At 25.1% G+C, this 16,328-nt stretch carries 14 protein-coding genes and 1 other RNA gene; 14 read left to right on the top strand and 1 reads right to left on the bottom strand.

The window, feature by feature from the left end; genetic code table 4:
- Positions 1 to 63 precede the first annotated feature (63 nt).
- From secDF to hpt, 11 genes are all read left to right on the top strand, one after another.
- Complete coding sequence (gene secDF, locus V2E26_RS01070) at positions 64 to 2,721, top strand: protein translocase subunit SecDF (RefSeq protein ID WP_330463599.1); 2,658 nt, start codon at positions 64 to 66, stop codon at positions 2,719 to 2,721.
- Positions 2,722 to 2,739: 18 nt separating this feature from the next.
- Positions 2,740 to 3,996, top strand: a complete 1,257-nt coding sequence (hisS, locus tag V2E26_RS01065) for a histidine--tRNA ligase (protein WP_330463598.1) — start codon at positions 2,740 to 2,742, stop codon at positions 3,994 to 3,996.
- A gap of 6 nt (positions 3,997 to 4,002) precedes the next feature.
- Positions 4,003 to 5,676 (top strand): aspartate--tRNA ligase, encoded by a 1,674-nt coding sequence (aspS, locus tag V2E26_RS01060; RefSeq protein WP_330463597.1) that lies wholly within the window; start codon positions 4,003 to 4,005, stop codon positions 5,674 to 5,676.
- A gap of 18 nt (positions 5,677 to 5,694) precedes the next feature.
- Positions 5,695 to 5,949, top strand: coding sequence for a preprotein translocase subunit SecG (gene secG, locus V2E26_RS01055; RefSeq protein ID WP_330463596.1), 255 nt, complete (start codon positions 5,695 to 5,697; stop codon positions 5,947 to 5,949).
- A gap of 7 nt (positions 5,950 to 5,956) precedes the next feature.
- Positions 5,957 to 8,095, top strand: a complete 2,139-nt coding sequence (gene rnr, locus V2E26_RS01050) for a ribonuclease R (RefSeq protein WP_330463595.1) — start codon at positions 5,957 to 5,959, stop codon at positions 8,093 to 8,095.
- Positions 8,096 to 8,124: 29 nt separating this feature from the next.
- Entirely contained in the window at positions 8,125 to 8,556 is a 432-nt protein-coding gene (smpB, locus tag V2E26_RS01045; protein WP_330463594.1) for an SsrA-binding protein SmpB, read from the top strand.
- Between the two features lie 2 nt (positions 8,557 to 8,558).
- Positions 8,559 to 8,946: a transfer-messenger RNA gene (gene ssrA / locus V2E26_RS01040) on the top strand.
- A gap of 130 nt (positions 8,947 to 9,076) precedes the next feature.
- Positions 9,077 to 9,253 carry a DUF2188 domain-containing protein gene (locus tag V2E26_RS01035; protein ID WP_330463593.1) on the top strand — a complete coding sequence of 59 codons (177 nt, stop codon included), beginning with the start codon at positions 9,077 to 9,079 and terminating at the stop codon, positions 9,251 to 9,253.
- A gap of 1 nt (position 9,254) precedes the next feature.
- A complete protein-coding gene (locus tag V2E26_RS01030; RefSeq protein ID WP_330463592.1) occupies positions 9,255 to 10,127 on the top strand; it encodes a bifunctional 5,10-methylenetetrahydrofolate dehydrogenase/5,10-methenyltetrahydrofolate cyclohydrolase in 873 nt (290 codons plus the stop codon).
- 151 nt (positions 10,128 to 10,278) lie between these two features.
- Positions 10,279 to 10,950 carry a deoxynucleoside kinase gene (locus tag V2E26_RS01025; RefSeq protein ID WP_330463591.1) on the top strand — a complete coding sequence of 224 codons (672 nt, stop codon included), beginning with the start codon at positions 10,279 to 10,281 and terminating at the stop codon, positions 10,948 to 10,950.
- Complete coding sequence (gene hpt / locus V2E26_RS01020; protein ID WP_330463590.1) at positions 10,920 to 11,474, top strand: hypoxanthine phosphoribosyltransferase; 555 nt, start codon at positions 10,920 to 10,922, stop codon at positions 11,472 to 11,474. Before V2E26_RS01025 ends, hpt begins: the two co-directional genes overlap by 31 nt.
- A gap of 80 nt (positions 11,475 to 11,554) precedes the next feature.
- On the opposite strand, the gene V2E26_RS01015 is transcribed toward hpt, so the two are convergent.
- On the bottom strand, positions 11,555 to 13,381 hold the full coding sequence (locus V2E26_RS01015; RefSeq protein WP_330463589.1) for a hypothetical protein: 1,827 nt from the start codon (positions 13,379 to 13,381) through the stop codon (positions 11,555 to 11,557).
- Between the two features lie 188 nt (positions 13,382 to 13,569).
- Here V2E26_RS01015 and V2E26_RS01010 point away from each other — a divergent pair, with 188 nt between their 5' ends.
- From V2E26_RS01010 to V2E26_RS01000, 3 genes are read left to right on the top strand one after another with little or no spacing between them, the layout of a single operon-like run.
- The gene (locus tag V2E26_RS01010) at positions 13,570 to 14,373 is read left to right on the top strand and encodes an energy-coupling factor transporter ATPase (protein WP_330463588.1); all 804 of its coding nucleotides are present in this window, start codon (positions 13,570 to 13,572) and stop codon (positions 14,371 to 14,373) included.
- Positions 14,358 to 15,356 carry an ATP-binding cassette domain-containing protein gene (locus V2E26_RS01005; RefSeq protein WP_330463587.1) on the top strand — a complete coding sequence of 333 codons (999 nt, stop codon included), beginning with the start codon at positions 14,358 to 14,360 and terminating at the stop codon, positions 15,354 to 15,356. Before V2E26_RS01010 ends, V2E26_RS01005 begins: the two co-directional genes overlap by 16 nt.
- 19 nt (positions 15,357 to 15,375) lie before the next feature.
- On the top strand, positions 15,376 to 16,326 hold the full coding sequence (locus V2E26_RS01000) for an energy-coupling factor transporter transmembrane component T family protein (RefSeq protein ID WP_330463586.1): 951 nt from the start codon (positions 15,376 to 15,378) through the stop codon (positions 16,324 to 16,326).
- Positions 16,327 to 16,328: the final 2 nt, after the last annotated feature.

The raw sequence follows: 16,328 nt of genomic DNA, 5'->3' as shown, positions 1-16,328 counted from the left end.
ATACTAAACATTTTATAAAAAGTAATAGTAAAAAACAATAACAATTATTATATAATTGTATTCATGAATAAAAAAAGTAAGATTAGTCCTGCAGTAAAATGAGTATTTAGTATATTTATTCTTTTAATTATGATTATTGCAACTGTGTTCGGATCTTTATTCTATTTGAATCCAACATTAAAACAAAATAATTCTACAAACAAAGAAATTATAGGCTCAAAAATTGTTTTAAAAATACAAGAGGATAAATTTCAATCTAACTCTAAAGGTACGCTAACACCTTATCAAATTGCAGAAAATGTTAAAAAATATTTACAAGAGAAGGGGGATAAGTTAACTTCTAATTTTGATGTTAATCTTCTTGAGAATAATTTAATTGAAGTGAAAAGTTTAAACGCAACAAACGACGATTCAAAAAAACAATTAATTAATTCGTTGGTTAATAAACCATATTTAACAATTACTGATCACAACGGTAATCCACTTTTTTACAAAGGAAGATATCAAAATTCTTCAGCTCCATCTGAAAAAAAAGGTTTAAATAATTTAATCGAAGAAGGTTCAAAAAACTTTAATATGGATTTGGATCCAAATCCTGCAAGCGATAAAATCCCTCAGGGATATGCGGATAGAATTCAAATAAAATTAAATAGTTATGCTTGAGATCAATTTACTCATTTAGCATATGATTATTGAATTAGAGGATTTCAAGGACAAAACCAAAATCCAGAATCACCAGAAAATAAAGTTTATTTCTGATTAAATCTAGATGAATTTATTGCTAACGCGATTGAAAACGACAGTGAAAATTGAGAAAAAGCTGGTAAAAATCCTGTTAGATATGCTTACGTTAAAAATAATCCTGATAAGGAAATAACTAGAGATAAAGATGGCAATATTTTAAGTTCAGTTGATCCGATATTAAAAAATTCCATAAATGCTCAAAGATATTTGATTTCTTCTGTTTCTCCAGTTTCATTAATTTCATCACAGAAACGAGATTCAATATTTTATTTAATCAACAATAGTCCAAATGGTTATTCAAATAAGCAATTAACATCATTAATTAACTTTTCATACACACCATTTGTTTTGGATAAAGAATTTTCTTACTTTGAAACAAAAAAAGCTTATAAATTTGACTATTATGGAATACTTATATTAATTTCATTTGCAGTAATGGCTTTATTCTTGGTTTTAAAACATAGATTTTTGGGCATTATTGCAAGTATAACAATGGCATTCTTAATATTTGTATTTTTATCAATATTAACCGCTTTTGGTGTAATGATTAATTCATTAATTGTATTATCAACTATAATTATTTTATTTATCGCATTTAACTTATTGGCTAAAAAACTGCAAATATTCAATAAAGAAATAAGAGAAGGCTCAAATACTAATAAAGCAATTAACAAGGCAACCAAAAAAACATTTTCTTTCGGATTGGATGTGATTGCGACATTAGCAATTGCTTCGATAGTATCTTTCTATTTAAATATAAATCACTCAACTACAATAGGAGCAACAATTGGAGTTGGAGCAATTCTTATTGCCACAATAATTATTGGATTAAATCCGCTTATATTTAAATCAATAATACAAACAGAATTCTTTGATAATAAAAAACATTTAGTACATTGTTCGAAGACAAGAGTATGCAAACTATCAAGTAAGTTAGATAATTTGTTCAAGTTAAAATTCTTTATAATTCCCCTAATAATATTTGCTGTAGTAGGGCTAATTGCATATTCAACGTTTGCAATAAAAGATAATTCATTTGTAAATGGTCTAAATTTAGGAAATAATTTTAAAAATAATTTCATTTACTCAATTGGATTAGATTTTAAAAATAACGAAAGCAGAAATTCACATATTTTGATAATGAATGATATAACCGAATTTATAACAAGTAGCAAAAATATTGGTAAGGATATAACAATTCAAAATATTAAAATAAATGAAGATGGTCTAAATTCATTATTAATTTATTCAAAAAATAATATTAATGAATTTATAAATAATGACTTAGTAAACTTTTTTGAAGAAAAAAATTATGCTAATGTTGAACTAATAAAAACTTCTAATTTATTAAAAAATACAACCGCATTACAAACGGTAGGATGAAATATTTTATTGATCTTCCTTGTAAATATATCAATAGCTATATATCTATCATTTAGATATTCATTACAATCATCAATTATTTATGTGATAAAGCAATTTATTTTAATAACTTTAATAATATCATTCTTAGCAATTTTTAGAACTCATATTGATGTTTATATGTTTGCAGGAATCTTGTTTGCAACATTTATAAATACAATTGATCACACTTTAATTTCATCTAGAATAAAATCAGAAATCAAGAAAGATATTAATACAAAAAATTTCATATATAAAGAAGATCAAATAAGAAGTATTTTCAAATTAATAATTACAGATATGATTTCTATCCAAAATTTCAATATGTTATTTGGGGTAATAATGTTATTAACTGCACCATTTTTATTGGTAAATATATCATTTAACACAGTTGTTATTATTTCATCATCATTAATGATTTTGTGATACTTAAACTTATTTGTAATGCCAAGAATTTGAGAAAGATTATTAAACAATAAATACAAAAACAAATTAAAAAGAATTCAAAATAATTTCTGAGCAACAGAGAAAATTCAAGAACAAGTATTTATTGGTATAAATGATTTTTCAATGTAATTTTAAGTAGGAGGCCTAATGATTAATAGACTAAAAGGTACTAAAGACATTTTCGGAGATGAATCAAAAGTTTTGAATTTCATTAGAAACACTTTTGAAAAAGTTAGCAGAAGATATAACTTTGATTATATCGAAACACCAATAATAGAAGATTACAATCTTTTTGTAAGAACAACGGGTGAAACAAGTGATATTGTAACCAAAGAAATGTACGTCTTTAATGATAACGGTAATAGAAGAATATGTTTAAGACCTGAGGCAACTGCTTCTACTATTAGAGCGTTTGTGGAAAATAAAATCAATAATCTTGCAAAATCTAAATTATTTTACTTCGGACCTATGTTTAGATATGAAAGACCCCAAAAAGGAAGATATAGACAATTTATTCAAGGTGGGGTTGAATTAATTGAAGAAAAATCGGTATTTTCTAATTTTGAAGCAATAAAACTTGCTAATGATTTTTTACACGAATTAAAAATAGACGATTTTGTGTTGGAAATAAATAATTTAGGAAGTTTTGAAAGTAGAAACAAATATATTAATTATTTAAAAGAATATTTCAAAAAATATAAAGATGATTTAAATGATGTTTCTAAGGTTCGTTTAGAAAAAAATGTTTTAAGAATTTTAGATGATAAAGAAGAATCGGAAAAAGACTTTGTAAAAAATGCTCCGACTTTATTGGAATTTTTAAGCGAAGAAGAAACGAAAGAATTCAATAGCTTACTAGAACTATTAAAGAAATTTAATATTAAATATAAATTAAACCCACATTTAGTAAGAGGATTAGATTACTATACTGATATAGTTTTTGAATTTGTATCTACTTCACAAGCTTTGGGTTCTAAATCAACAATATTAGGTGGCGGAAGATACGACGGCATGATTGAAACTTTTGGAGGTCCCAAGATTGGCTCTATAGGATTTGCATTTGGTGTTGATAGACTTTCAGAAATTATCTTGTTCAATAAAGAAAAATATTCAAACTTAAAAAATACAGTTGATATTTTAATTGGGTATTTAAATGAAGAAGAAAAAAGTTCTATTCTAAAAATTGCATACGATTTAAGACAACAATTCAACGTTGAACTAATAAATTCAAAAACAAACATAAATCAATTGTTTAAAAAGAATTATTCATTAAAACCAAAATTTTTAATTTTTAAAGAATTAAATTCAAGGGAAAATGAAATAAAAGTTAAAACCGAATTAAATGAAATCACCTTTGAATATAAGGATATTGAAGATTTTAAAAACAAAATAAGGGAGCTTTAATTAATTATGAAAACTACTTACTGCGGAAAATTAAATTTAAATAATTTAAATGAAAAAGTAGAATTATTTGGTTGAATTGCAAATAAAAGAAAATTTAAAAATCAGATGTTTGTTGACTTTCGCGATTCATCAGGTATTGTACAATTAGTTTTTACAAATGTTTCAGATCCTTTACTTACTAAGGAAAGTTGTTTAAAGGTAAGTGGAATAGTTCAAAAGCGTTTAGAAATTAATCCCGATTTAGAAACTGGGGAAATAGAAATATTCGTTTCAGACTATAAAATATTAAATTCTTCAAAACAAATTCCATTTGATATCGATAATAACAAAACTAATTCAGCTAATGAAGATTTAAGATTAGAATACAGATTTTTAGATATAAGAAACCAAAAAGTTTCAGAAAATTTAAGACTGAGACATAAACTTCTTTTGCTTATGAGAAATTTTTTTGATAAAAAAGGGTTTATTGAAGTAGAAACACCTATTTTGGGAAAATCAACCCCTGAAGGTGCAAGAGATTATTTAGTTCCAACTAGAAAAAAAGGTAAATTCTTCGCTCTTCCACAATCTCCACAATTATTTAAACAACTTTTAATGGCTGGGGGTGTTGAAAAATATTTCCAACTAGCAAGAGTATTTAGGGATGAGGATTTAAGAAAAGATAGACAGCCAGAATTTACTCAATTAGATATAGAAATTTCTTTTGCGAGTCAGGAAGATATTTTTACATTATGTGAAGAAATGTGAAATAGTGTATTAACAGAATTAGGATTTAAAATAAGTAAAAAATTTCCTAGAATGGATTTTGATTATTCAATGAAGCATTATGGTAATGATAAACCTGATACAAGATATGAATTTTTAATACAAGATTATTCAGAACAATTTAGACACAAATTTAATAGAAAATTTGTTAAAGCCATTATCTTTGATAGAGATGTAAATGAAAATATAAAATTAATAAATGAAACATTCAAAAAAAATAATGGTGATTTTTTCGAAATACTAGATTTATCTTGTGCTACATGCGAAGTTGGAATTGGTCTTTCAAAAACAGAAGAAGCTAAAAATAATAAAAAATCATATGCATTAATTTCATCAGGTGACATTGAAGAGGATGTTCTTAAATCATTGGGTGCTATTAGAACATTATTAAATGATTTATACAACCTGGCAGATCCTAAAAAGTTAAACTTTTTATGAATTGTAAATTGACCAATGTTTGAAATGGATAAAGAAACAAAGAGATATGTGCCCGCTCACCATCCATTTACTCAATTTGAAGAAGATTCATTAAAATATTTGGAAACTAGTGAATTTGATAAAGTTAAAGCAAAATCATACGATTTAGTATTAAATGGTTTTGAACTTGGTTCGGGATCGATAAGAATATTTGATATTAAAACCCAAAAAACGATGTTTGATATACTAAACATTTCCGAAAAAGAACAAAACTCAAGATTTGGTTTTTTCTTAAAATCATTTGAATACGGATTACCACCACATTGCGGTATAGCTTTTGGTATTGAAAGAATTTTAATGATATTAACAAATTCAACATCGATAAGAGATGTTATTGCCTTTCCAAAAAATGCTAAAGGGGTTGATTTATTAACATCAGCACCTTCAGATATTAGCAAAGAACAACTATTAGAATATAATTTAGAAATTAAAAAATAATAAGACAGGAGGGATTTTATGAGTAGTACACTTGTTTGAATATTGGTAGTAATTTTAACAATAATATCATTAGGTATAATTGGTATTTCATTTATGATGGCCCCTGATTCTAATAGTTTTAGCGGAGCGTTGGTAGGAAGCAATGATTTGGATTTATTTAAAATTTCAAAGGAACGTGGAATCAAAAAAGTTCTAAAATGATCAATGATTTCGTTAGGTATTTTAATGTTTTTATTTGCAATTATACTTCGCGTTGTTTGACAACAAGGATAATTTAAAAATGAAGTTTGAATACAAAAATACAAAAAATTTAGATTCAGAAGTTATTTTGAAATTAATTCAAAAAAACCCGCTGGGTCTAAGTTTTTTAGAAATTGCAAAAAAAATAAGAATACAACCCAAATATAATAATTCACTTACTAACATTTTAAAAAAACTTAGCGAAGAATATAAAGTTGAACAAAGAAAAAATGGCACTTATATACCAATTTTTTATATTAAAACAATACAAACAGAAATAGCAATTACTAATAAACGTTTAGGTTTTATTAATTTTAATGATGAAAACAATGTTTCAAAAGCAGCTATTGTATTTCCTTTTGAATTAAGAAATATTTTAAATGGCGATACTGTTGAAGCAATGATTTTTTACTATTTTAATGAAAATAAAGAAATCATGTATAAAGCTAAAATAATTAGTCTTATAAATCATAAAAGAAAAATTATTGTAGGGCATATTAAAAAAGATATAAAAAATAAATACTCATTTGAGCCACTAGCAGATAAGGATAAAGCTGATTTTAAAATCCTAAATGATTTTCAAATTCCAAAAGATATAACTACTAATCAAATAATAGAAGCAAAAATATTGAATCCAAACGATAAAAGCGTAGCAATTTCTTTCAATAAAATTATTAGCTCTACCGATGATTTTGAATACCCTTTTAAAAGAATTTTCTCAGAAAATGAAATTGATTTAAATTTTTCTAATGATGTTTTAGACGAAGCATTAAAATTACCAACTTATGTTTCAAAAGATGAAATAAGTGAAAGAATAGATTTAAGAAATTTATTAACTGTAACAATTGATGGACTTGATACAAAAGATTTTGACGATGCAATTTCATGTTACAAATTAAATAACAATAATACTAAGTTATTTATACATATTGCTGATGTATCACATTATGTAAAAGAGGAAAGTGCAATAGATTTAGAGGCTTTAAAAAGAGGGACATCAATATACTTACCTGACAAAGTAATACCAATGTTGCCATTTGAATTATCCAATGGTATTTGTTCGCTTAATCCAAACGTCGATAGATGCACCATTACATTGGAATTAGAAATTGATCAAGATGGTAATAATATTAATGCTAAGGTTTATAATAGTGTAATAAATTCAAATTACCGTTTAACATATAATCAAGTTAATGAATATTTTGAAAATAAAATAGAATTACCCAAGGATCTTAAGCAATTATTGAACGATAGTAGAGATATTTCAAAAATAATAAGAAAGTGCAAACTTGAAGAAGGATATGTAAATTTTGAAATAAAGGAACCTAAGATCATAATAAAAGATAATAAAGTAATAGATATAAAAATACGCGAAGAAGGCGAAAGTGAAAACATGATCGAGGACTTTATGGTAAGAGCAAATGAAACCATTGCATCAATTATGAATAATAAAAAAATACCATCTATTTACAGAATTCACGAAAAACCTTCTGATGAAAAATTATTAGAACTTCAACAATTAATTAATTTCGCAAATTTTAAAGATGTAGTAGTTTCGTTTGATGGCGAATCATTAAGTTTCGCAAAAATGGTTAATAAAATAAAAAGTAAACATTTAGATGAATATATGAAGAGTGCGTTATTAAGAACAATGCAAAAAGCAATTTATTCGTCAGATAATATAGGACATTTTGGATTAGCTTCTAAAAATTATTCACATTTTACTTCTCCTATAAGAAGATATCCTGACTTATTACTTCATAGACTTATTAAAAAATATTTATTCACAGATAAAAGTTTCAATATCGAAGAATATGAAAAAACTAAAAAAGATATCGAAAAAATTGCCATTTTAAATTCTGAAAGCGAAAAAATAGCAATGTCTGTAGAAAGAGATATAGTCGATATTAGAAAAGCTGAATTTTTTGATAATCTTAAGGGTAAAAAATTTGATGCAACTGCTATTTCTATTGAAAAATTTGGTATTTTTTTCAACATCGATGAGTTCCAAACAAGTGTGCTGATAAGATTTGAAGATTTAAGTGATGATGAAGTTATTAAGGTTTCAAATTTTGAGGCTAAAGGGAATAAATACTTTTTTAAAGTTGGTAATAATTACAAGATCGAAATAAGTGGGATCGAAAGAGACAAAGGAAACATTAACGCTAAAATATGTTAATGTTTTTTTTATTGTTTATAATTTTATTTATGCCGAAATTAATTGCTAAAAACAAATTTGTCAATTCTGATTACGAAATACACAGCACATATGAAGCGGGTATTTCGCTTTTAGGTTGAGAAGTGAAGAGCTTGAGAGCAAAAAATGTAAAACTAGATAATGCTTTTTGTTCAATTAGTAATAAGAATGAAATTTGGCTAAATAATATGAACATTTCTCAATATATGCTTGTAAAAGGTGAGCTTGATAGATCAAGAAAATTATTAATGCATAGCAGGGAAATTTTAAGATTAAAAAATTATGCAACGCAGTTATCTTTAATAATAATACCCGTTAGTATCTATTGAGTAAATAATCGTATAAAACTCGAAATAGCATTAGCAAAGAGATTAAAAAAATACGATAAAAGAGAAAAAATAAAACAACAAGATTTAAAAAAAGAACTAAATAAAATTTATTAAATGGGGATGTAATGGCTTCGACGTATTCTTGATTAATTTTGTTGCAGTGGTCTTGTAAACCATAATACTTTCTAGGCTTTTTAAATGCAAACTTAGAAGAAAATAAAGAAAAAGAATTCTTCGTGACAAATGTTATGATGAATAAATTAAACCCAGTTTACGCTTAATTTTAAATTGGTCAAAATCTTGTAATGGCCCGTTATAAGAATTTTGTGGTTTGGGCTAGGCTTAATAATTTTTTAGTTAAAACTAAGCGACTTACTAAACTAAAACTTATTAATGATTTTTTGTTTATTTTAAAATTAATAAGTTATGCAAAAATAAACTAAACTGTAGAAGCAAGGTTATGATTTTGTGCGGACCGGGGTTCGATTCCCCGCATCTCCACCATGTGTAAAACACCAAAACTAGTGAAAAAAATAGCACTAGTTTTTTTATTTAAAAATATACTAAATTTAAACAAAAAACAGAGTATTAATCTTATAATATATAATAATAAATTTGCAATAAGGAGTTATATATGGCAGTTAGATTAGTTGTAAATCATCCTGATGGATGAGCAGTTAAAAATCCTAAGGGTCAAAGGGCTTTAAGAGTATTTAAAACTCAAAAAGAAGCTATGGACTATGCAAAATCTTTAAAAGATACAACATCAATAAATGTGCAAAGTAAAACTGGTGCATTTAGAAAAGCTTAAAATGGTTAAGTATCTAAACGGTAAAGAGACTAAATCAAAATTACAAGAAAAAATATTAAAAGAAATTAAAAATTTGGCAAAAGATAATATGCCAATTTTAGGTATTTTACAAGTAGGTAATTTTGAAGAATCTAACATTTATATTAAGCACAAGTTAAATATCGCACAAAGTTTAGGAATTAAAACAGAGTTTATAAAGTTAAAAGAAAATGCAAGTGAAAAAGAAATTAAAATAGCAATAAAAAAACTAAACAAAATAACCACAGGTTTTATATTGCAATTACCTTTACAAACTAAAAAAGTGAAGAACACTGATAAATTATTAAATTATATAAATCCTAAGAAAGACATTGATGGTCTTGGAAAAACTAATCAAAAATCAAATTATATTAAGAATGAAAAAAGTTTCATCCCAGCAACTGCTTTAGGTATAATATTGCTTTTAAAAGATTATAATGTTGATTTTATAAATAAAGAAATAGGCATTGTGGGACAAAGCAAGATAGTGGGTAAACCTTTATCAAATTACCTAGAACAATTAGGTTGTAAGGTTAGACGTTATGATATAAACACTCCCAAAGATGATATAAATCTAAATGACATTTTAATAGTAGCAACCGGAGCAAGAGGGTGTTTGGATAATATTTCGTTTAAAAAATCTGTTATATTAGTTGACGTTGGGATTCATAGGTTAAAAAATAATAGCATCGTCGGTGATATAAACATAGATAATATAAACTTAGATGAAGTATCTTTATTAACGCCTGTTCCAGGTGGTATTGGCCCTATGACCATAATAGGATTAATGATTAATTTGATAAAAGCATACGATATCCAAAACAAAACTAATTTATATAAAAAAATAATTAATTAATAATTAAATTAATAAATATTTAATATAATAATTACCACTAGTTTTTAAGAAAAAAATTACAATGATATATTCGAATATATTTTGTATTTTTTTTATACTTGAAAATAAAGATTTAGTAAAATAAATAAAATTATATTTTGGGGGGTTTATTATGATAATTGGTATAAGCGGAATGATAGCAGCGGGAAAAAGTTCATTATCAAACAAATTAATCGAACATTATCCTAATTCGTTATTGCTAAAAGAATTTGAAGAAGATGATGAAGTTTTTAATACATTTTTAAAATGATTATATGAAAAAAAGGAAAATTTAACAATAGGATTTCAAAGTTACATTATTGAAAACCACTCTGCTAAATTTGCGGATATATTTAAAAAATTGATGGATAAACCTAATAAAGATAGACACCTATTCTTAGATAGATTTTCAATCGAACATTATATATTTGCAAAACTTATTTTAAAAGAGAAAGAACCTAAGTATTTAGAAGCATACGATGCTTTATTTACAAAATTAATTACAAAAGAAGAAATGCCTGATTTGGTAATATTTTTAGATATAAATTTTGAAACTTTTAAGAAAAGAATATTTGAAAGAGGTAGAGCTTCAGAAGTAGAAAATTGAGATATTAATTATGAATATTTTAAAAATTTACATCAAAACTATTATAAAATTTTTAAAGAATTGGCAGACAATTTTCAACTTAATTTTAGAACAATAAATACAAATGAGCTAACCGAAGAACAAGTTTTTGAAACTGTATTAAAAATAATAGACGAAGAGGAAGAACAATGAAGAAAACGTCAATTGATCCAAGAATAGATAAAGTTCTTTTTACCCAAGAACAATTAGAGGAAAAAATATTTGAACTTAGCCAATGAGTAAATAAAACCTATAAGAATTCTTCGAATTTAATTATTATTGGTCTTTTAAAGGGATGTTTACCTTTTTATGCACAGCTTATTAAAACCATTGACGTAGATTTTGTTTCTGATTTTATGATAACTAGTTCATATGGTGGAAAAGATAAATCTTCAGGTAATGTTAAAATAATTTTGGATTTAGTAAATAATATTGAGGGTTGTGATGTATTAATAGTTGAAGATATAGTTGATACAGCAAGAACAATGACTAAAGTTGTATCGATTTTAAAATCGAGAAATCCTCAAAGTTTGAAAGTTTTAACATTATTGAATAAACCTAGCAACAGAGTTGTCGAATTTGAACCAGATAATTATGGATTTTTAATAAAAAAAGACGATTTTGTTGTTGGTTTTGGTTTTGATTGAGATGAAAAAATGAGACAACTGCCATATATAGGAACAATAAAAAAAACAATAGTATAATGCTTAACTTTAAATAAACGAAAATGCAAAACTTAAGTAATTAGTTTTGCATTTTTATAATAATTTAATATTCTGTTTTCTTAGTTATTATTTTCATTAATATCAAAAAATCACGTGAATTTTTGAGGAATAATTATTTCTTGATTTGAAGATGAGTTTAATGAAATTTCTAAATCATAATAAACTTCAAATCAAACTCTATTATTGTTTATTTCTGAAATTTTTAAATTTTTAAATTTAGCAACTAAATTATTTAATTCAAATTCTTCTTTTCCATCGAAGATTTGAATTTTTGTTTCATGTACTATAGTTTCTTGTATGTTTCTTCCGCCGGCATTCAGGGTAAATAGTGTATTTGTTTTGTTTTCTAACTTTGGTTGTTTTGTTGAAGAATCCTCAACCAATCTTAATAATACATTGCTGTCTGTAATAATACTATTAGTTTTTAGTCAGTCTAGTCCTAGTTCTAATTCATTTGAATTATTTTTTTTGTATTCTTCTTTAACTTTTTGGATGAATTTTTTTCCGGTTTCGCTTGTTGAATTTAATAAAATTTGGAAATTTTCGCCGTATTTATTATCAAATTGTTTAAATCCATTAAATGTAAATGTTCTACTTTTTGATAAAGTTTTTGATCCACCTTCTTCGATTTCTAAATTAAATGAAATATTTACAGTACCAGCTATATCATCTACAGTTAATGTTTCATTTGAAAATTGTATTATTTTATTATTTGAACCGAAGTAATTTTCTTCAGAATTATTTAAAAAATTATGAGCTATTTTTTTTGTATTTCTAAAGTTATATAAATATGATGAAGGGAATTTTTTAGATAAATCATTGTTATCTTTTTTATTTATTTTATTATCAATAATATAGTTCAATATATCTTGATTTGAAACGTTTTTTTCAGCTATTGTTTTTCTTAAAACATCAATTTTTTTAGTTATTGTTTCAACTTCTTGATTTGTTATTTTTTTCAAGTAATTAACTGTTATTTCAAAATTTACATTTTCTTTTGTAGTTGAATTAGAAAAAGAAATTTCTCTTGATAACTTATATTTTTCAGATTTATTTTTAATTAAATCCAAAATGTTATTTTTTTCACCATTCGAGCTTAATACTGTAATATTTAAATAATTACTTAGATCAGTATTTTCTAATGTTTCTATTTTCTTTTTATCTTCTATTAATTTTTCTTTGTTAGCTGATATTGAAATTAAATTTTCTTTAAATACTTCTATTTTCTTGAAATTAGAAATTGTTGCTGTTTGACCTTTTGTTTCCTTGTTATTGTTTTTGTTTTTGTAATCAAAAGTAACTGATAAAGTACCCTCTGATTCATCATAAGCATCAACAGATAAATTTGATATCTCAACATTATCATTTTGTTTTGTTTCTACTAATAATTTCTTTGCCTCTTCAATATATTGTTCTTTGTTTAAATTAAATAAATTTATTATGCTTGAATAATTATCTATTTCAAGACCATTTACTGTTGAACCCTGTTCGTTAAATTCGTTGTCTTTTTGAAAATCGAAGTTAAATTCTCTTGTTATATTTTGAGATACTATGCTGCTATCATTAACATCTTTTATTTTAAAAATAAGCTTAATTTTATTATCGTTTACTTTAGATAAACTAACTAGTGCAAATTGCTTATCTGCACTTAAATTAAATTTATAATTTTCTATTTTTAAAGCTTCTTCGATACTTGTTTTTGAATTATCAAAATTAATTTCTAACGAATTTGCTAAATTATTAATTTCTCTTAATTTAGTTTCTTTTTCCAATTCTTCTTTTTTCTCAGCAGTACTATTATCACATTTTGAAGATAATATCGCAGTTGGTATAACTGCAACGGTAATTACACTCATTGTTAGTAAAATTTTTTTAGATTTTTTCATTTTTGCTTCTCGATATTTTTAATATGAATAATTTTAAGGGTTTAACATTAAAAAATATTAAAAAGTACTTTTTTTATTTTTTTATTTCAAAAAAATACAAATATGTATCAAATTAAGGCTATTTTTTATAAAAAAATAGTTTTGTTAGTTTTTTAAATTTATATTTATAAAAATATATAATTATTTTTATGATTGAAATTAAGAAACTTAGTTATAAATATCCAGGAAGTAAAAAACTTGCATTAGATAATATTAATTTAAAAATAGAAGACGGGCAATATGTTGCTATTTTGGGGCATAATGGTTCTGGAAAAAGCACATTCTCAAAATTACTAGCAGCAATATATAAAGCAACAGGCGGAAAAATAATTATCGATGGAATAGAAATAAATTCTGAAAATTTAAAAGAAATTCGAAAACGAATAGGAATTGTTTATCAAAATCCTGATAACCAATTTATAGGCTCAACCGTTGAGGATGATATTGCTTTTGGGTTAGAGAATAAAAATATGTCTCATGAAGAAATGGAAGAAATTATTAAAAAGTATGCAGATCAAGTTGGAATGATCAATTTTTTAGATAGAGAACCTCAAAATTTATCAGGTGGGCAAAAACAAAGAGTTGCAATAGCATCAACTCTTGCTTTGGATCCTAAAATAATTATTTTTGATGAAATAACATCTATGCTAGATCCTAAGGGTAGAAATGATATTTACAAAATTATTCATGACTTACACGAAAAAACAGACAAAACTTTAATTTCAATAACACACGATATGGACGAGGCATTACTCGCTGATAAACTGATAGTTTTTTCTGGAGGAAAAGTTATTGCTCAAGGGAAACCTATTGAAATTTTAAATGATCCTGAAATAATTGAAATTGCAAAAATAGATTCTCCTTTTATTTATAAATTAAGCACAATGATAAAAAACGTTGAACCAACATATGATGGTGAAAAATTAATGAGGGTTTTATGCAAATTAAAGTAAATTCAATAACAAAAGAATACAACAAAAAACTTCCTACATATATAAAAGTTTTAGATAATGTTTCATTAGAAATAGACGAAGCCGAAGCAATATCAATAATAGGTCCGACAGGGTCAGGTAAAACAACATTAATAGAACATTTAAACGCTTTATTAATTCCTGATAGTGGAAGTATTGACTTTAAAGATTTACCTTTATCTAGAAAAAGAAAAGCTCCAAAAAAACCTAATAAAAAAGATGAAAATTTTGAAGCAAAATATCAAGAATATCTAATAAAATCAGAAGAATTTAAAACATTAAGAAAAAAAGAAAAACTTGAAATTATTTATACCGACATTGAAATCAATAAAACAAAGAGAAAAATTAAAAATATAAAGGCTTTGAGAAAACAAGTTGGTGTAGTTTTTCAGTTTGCTGAATATCAACTTTTTGAATCAACAATAGAAAAAGACATAATATTCGGTCCTGTATCAATGGGGATTAAAAAAGATAAAGCAAAAGAATTAGCTGCAAAATATATTGAAATGGTAGGATTACCTATCGATTATCTTAAAAGAAGTCCATTTAATTTATCTGGAGGGCAAAAAAGAAGAGTGGCGCTTGCTGGTATCTTAGCAATGGAACCTAAGTTCTTAGTTTTAGACGAACCAACAGCTGGTTTAGATCCTCAAGGTGTTGAAGAAATGTTGCAATTATTTTATAATCTATACAAACAAGGTACAACAATAATTATTGTTACACATGATTTGGATAATGCTTTAAAATGAACAAACAGAACATTATTTGTTAAAGACGGGAAGATTATAAAAGACGGGAATACTTATAATATTTTAAGCGATAATAAATTACTAATAGAAAATAATTTGATACCAACAAGATTACTTTCTTACGTTGAAAAATTGAATAAAAATGGATTTAAAATTGGAAAAGTAACTAACATAGAAGAACTTGCTGAAGAAATAAACAAACAAATAAAAAAATAAGAAAGGAATAAAACTAGTTATGCAAAAAAACATAGTGGGTAAATATTTAAATATAGATACCCCAATACATAAATTAGACCCAAGATTGAAATTCTTAGCTAATATTTTATTTATAATTCTTTTCTTCATTTCTTCACATTACATAACATTAGCTACATTAATTTTATTTAGCATGGTTATCTATGTGATAACAACAAAATCGATTAAATCATTATTCCAAAAAATAAAATTACCAATTTATATTGCGTTATTTCTACTCTTAATAAATATGCTAACCGTCAAGGGTGCAGTGATGTATTATGATATCGATAAATATATTCCGCTCTCAAGCGAAACAAATGCTGATGCTTATGTTATATACAGAGGTAAATTGATCATAAATGTAACTTATTTTGCACCAAAAAATGATATTAATTCAGTATTTCAATTTACTCTTTTTTCATTACATCGAACAATAACTATATTTTTAAGAATATACGGGGTTATTTTAGTAACAACAGTATTAACTGTTTCGACAAAACCTGTTCTTCTAACAAGAGCAATAAATAATCTGTTATTCCCTCTAAAATTATTTAGAATTCCTACAGAAATCATCACAATGATAATCTCTATTGCGTTACGTTTTATACCTACATTGCTAGAAGAATCAAGCAGAATAATGAAAGCCCAATCAAGCCGGGGTGTTGATTTTAAAAATGGAAATTTCAAAGATAAAATAAAATCTTTTATTGTTCTTATGGTTCCTTTATTTGTTTCGTCATTTAATAAAGCTAATGATCTATCAGATGCAATGACTTCAAGGGGTTATGAACCATATTCAAAAAGAACATACTATAGAGTATTATCACCTAATTGAAGAGATTTAATATCAACAATAATTTTAATGGGATTAACAGCATTGATAGTTGTATCTTCAATTGATTCAATTCAATTACCAAATTGATGATTATCAACATTCCAAAAGGTTTAAAT

Source organism: Metamycoplasma gateae, from assembly GCF_036352135.1.
In the GTDB taxonomy this organism is placed as follows: domain Bacteria; phylum Bacillota_I; class Bacilli_A; order Mycoplasmatales; family Metamycoplasmataceae; genus Metamycoplasma; species Metamycoplasma gateae.
The sequence above is the reverse complement of the archived record's forward strand: the minus strand, read 5'-3'. Positions and strand labels throughout refer to the sequence as shown.